Origin of the sequence: Protofrankia sp. CiP3 (genome assembly GCF_917627345.1) — a bacterium.
Classification (GTDB): domain Bacteria; phylum Actinomycetota; class Actinomycetes; order Frankiales; family Frankiaceae; genus Protofrankia.
The window spans coordinates 1-3404 of record NZ_CAKJTM010000213.1 but is presented as its reverse complement, the minus strand read 5'-3'; the positions used below and the strand labels follow the sequence as shown (position 1 = coordinate 3404).

The following is a 3404-nucleotide window of genomic DNA, read 5'->3' as shown; positions in this document are numbered from 1 at the left end:
GGATCGCCTGTGGCACAGGCACTTTTCGTCAAACAGTCGGGCATCAGAGGCACTGAACCCCACGTTTACCCCACTGTTTCAATGCTTGTCATCATCCGTTGATGTTCCTCGATGGCGCGCGTCAGCGGACCCGGGCGGAGTCACCGGCACCTGTTATGCGCTCTCCGTCGCTCCGTTGGAGATCGGGGTTCCACCTCCCGACGCGGGCCGAGGTGCGGACAGCGGTGGCGCTCTGCCGGTGTCCGGATTGTCCTGTCCCGGATGCCTGTGAGGGCTTGCGGGCCTGGGATGGTGGTGACGGAGAGCCTCGACCCTGGACGGGGCCGTGAGTCTGATCGCGTTGGTGCGCCCGGTCGCCTGTTCGCGCTCCCTGGCCCGGGACTGGCCCGGCGCGGTCCTCCCGGTCGTCCCCTGCTGTCCCTCCTGTACCTGTCTTGGCCGGTAGGAGGTTGTGGCGTGGAAGGAGTCCGACGCCCGCATGGCGGCGTTCGACGCGCTCGCGCGGCTCGGGGCCGAGACCCCGCCGGATCTGGACCTTCTCCGGTTCGGGGAGAACGCACTTTACGCGTACCGGGACCGCGGCCTCGTGCTCCGGGTGGCACGCCCGCAGGCCCGGGCCGACCATGTCGCGCGGACGGTGGACTTCGTGGTGCGGATCGCCGCCCGAGGGATGGAAGTGACCGAACCCGCCGCCGTTCCCGGCGTTCGCCAGCCGGTCGTCACGTCGACGGGAGTCGTGACCCTGTGGGTCTACTACGAGACCGACCCAGACTGCCGGGTGACACCGCGGGAACTCGGCGGCCTGCTCCGCCATTTTCACGATCTCGCCACCCTGGAGAAGGCTCTTGTCGGGCCGTGGAAACCCTTCGCGCTCATCCGCGCCCGGCTGGACGGTGCGCGCCGGGACGGCATCGAACAGGATCTCGTCGACCCTCTCGGGGCGCTGCTGGTGTCGCTGGAATCACGTGTTCCCGACCTGACGTCCGAGCTGGGAACCGGTGTCATGCACGGCGACATGCACTACGGAAATGTCATGTGTCTCCCGGGGCACCGGTTACTGTTGATAGATTTCGATCAGATATGCCGTGGTCCGCTCGAGTGGGATCTTGTACCGAACCTGGTAACCTACCGGCGGTTCGGAATGTCCGATGAGGATTATGGCGAATTCTCTTCCGCGTATGGGTATGATCTCCGCGTGTCGCCGCATGTCGGGACGTTCATCGCGCTGCGCGAGCTGGGGATGGTGACGTGGCTGCTCCAGCAGTAGAGGACGAGTGCGAGTCTTGACGAGGAGATCCGTTGTCGGATCGATTCCATCAATGAGCGTTTTCAATGTGGGCGGAATCAAGCGGTCAGGGCAACATATTTGCCGCCAGTAAATCGTTGAACTGGCAGACGCTACTCGAAGCGTTCAATGATTTGTTGGCGGCGGACGTGCCGCCTTGACCGCTTGATTCCGCCGGGGTTCGAACGAGAAGACCAACGGCCTTCTTCGGCAGTATTTCCCGAAGGGCACGGATCTGTCCTTGCATTCCCAGGAGGATCTCGATAGAGTGGCCGCAGAGTTGAATGGCAGGCCTCGTGAGACGTTGGGCTGGCGCAAGCCGGTAGAAGTGTTCAACGATCTGCTGGAAAGGCATGCGTCGCCTTGACCGCTTGATTCCGCCGCTCCACTCAATATCAACATATCGCTGACCTGCATGAATACCGGACGGTTGGCCGACACCTGAGGGGACGTTCAGACCCCCTCGATATTCATTTCGGGCCACGGCAGTGCTGCGGGCATCGACGTTTACGCCGGGCCGACCCGGCGGCCAAGGCCCGCCAAGTCGCGGCTGTGACCGTGGTCGAACAGGTAGTGGATGCCGGCGTGTCGACGGTGCGCTCGCGGGGGTCTGGCTTGGTCGGAGGGGGACCGCCCAGCTGCGGGAGGTTGACCAGGTTCGTATGGCCGACCTGCCTGTGCCGACCGGCCAACCACCTCGGCGTCAACGAACGTGCCTTCCCGACCCTCCTGACGACCCACCCTGCGACGGAGTGCCGTACCACTTCCGCGACCGGGGGCGCACCGCAGGCCACAATGGGCCGGGATGAGATCCCCACTCCTCGTCGTGCTCTGGAGGAAACATGACCGTCGTCGGTGACAGCGGTACCGCAGACACGGTCCCCCCACCGCTGGCCCTGCCTGCTTCCTCGCCGTTCGGCCCGCCGGAACATGAGCGGGGTTGGGTCGCCGTGGCCACCGAGATGGCGGCGGTCTTCGCTCAGCGGGCGGCGGATCTGGACGAGACCGCCGAGTTGCCGGCGGAGAACCTGCGCCAGCTCCACGAGACCGGGCTCGATATCGCCATGCTCCCCGCCGCGCACGGCGGCGAGGATATGTCATTCCGCACCTTCGGTCAGGTGCTGCGGATCGTGTCCCGCGCTTGCCCGTCCACCGGATGCCTGTGGCTGATGCACATAGGCGCGGTAACCGGGCTGGTCACCCGCGGCGACGCCGACACCGCCCGCTACTACGCGGCCGAACTCGCCGCCGGGAAACGCTTCGCCAACGCCCTGTCCGAGCCGACCAGCGGGAACATGTTCCTCGTCCCGCTGCAGGCCGCCGTCCCGGTTGAGGGCGGCTTCCGGCTCGACGGCGCCAAACGCTTCGTCTCCGGCTGCGAGGCGGCCGACCACTTTCTGGTCAACGCGCTCGTTGATGGCGTGCCGACCTTCTTCGGCGTCGAGCGCGACGACACGATCGGCTTTGTGCCGATCTGGGACACGGTGGGGATGCGGGCCACCCGCAGCCAACTCGTCTCCTTCGACGGGACGGTCCTACGCGCCGACCGGCGGTGCCAGCCACCGGCAGCCGGGGAGACAAACCCGATCGCAGTCGGGCTGGCCTTCCTGTCGATCGGGGTCGCCGAGGCGGCGTTTGACGCACTCGTCGACCATGCCCGCAGCCGGGTCATTCCTTCGACCGGCGCCTCCCTGTCCCACATGCAGTGGGTGCAGTTCGACGCGGCCGAGATGCACGTGCGGTTACAAGCTGCGACGTTGCTCGCCGAGCGCTCGCTGTGGCTGGCCGACCTGGGTTCCCCGGACACCTACACTGCGGCCTTCGAGGCGAAGCTGTTCGCCAACCAGGTCGCCAAGGATGTCGCCGAGCTGGGTGTGCGGGTGGGCGGCGCGTCCGGCTATCTGCGGACTTCCCCGATCCAGCGGCACTTCCGTGACGCCCAGGCGGGTGCGCTGATGGCCTACTCGGTCGAGGTCTGCCGGGATGTCGTCGGCAAACGCGTGCTCGGCGTGGGCTGAATCCTCGGCCTGACCTCGCCGGGGTGTGGGTTGGCGAGATCGAGGTGAAGTGTCGGCCCCTTGGTCGTCTCCCGGTACTTCGCCGTGTTCAGGCCGGCTGT

The 3404-nt window shown here is 66.3% G+C and carries 2 protein-coding genes and 1 pseudogene; all 3 read left to right on the top strand.

The features are described 5' to 3' along the window. Nucleotides 1–478: 478 nt before the first annotated feature. The 3 genes and pseudogenes from MJ797_RS26420 (at nt 479) to MJ797_RS26410 (ending at nt 3303) form a co-directional block, all read left to right on the top strand. Entirely contained in the window at nt 479–1267 is a 789-nt protein-coding gene (locus MJ797_RS26420) for a phosphotransferase enzyme family protein (protein WP_239342407.1), read from the top strand. Nucleotides 1268–1454: 187 nt separating this feature from the next. Next, a pseudogene (locus tag MJ797_RS26415) lies at nt 1455–1652 on the top strand (transposase); the annotation flags it as partial. 475 nt (nt 1653–2127) lie between these two features. After that, nucleotides 2128–3303 (top strand): acyl-CoA dehydrogenase family protein, encoded by a 1176-nt coding sequence (locus MJ797_RS26410; protein WP_239342405.1) that lies wholly within the window; start codon nt 2128–2130, stop codon nt 3301–3303. The last annotated feature ends 101 nt before the right edge of the window (nt 3304–3404 follow it).

Excerpts from the sequence above, each read along its gene's own strand:
- MJ797_RS26420 (WP_239342407.1), top strand. The coding sequence starts at position 479 with ATGGCGGCGTTCGACGCGCTCGCGCGGCTCGGGGCCGAGACCCCGCCG.
- MJ797_RS26410 (WP_239342405.1), top strand. The coding sequence starts at position 2,128 with ATGACCGTCGTCGGTGACAGCGGTACCGCAGACACGGTCCCCCCACCG.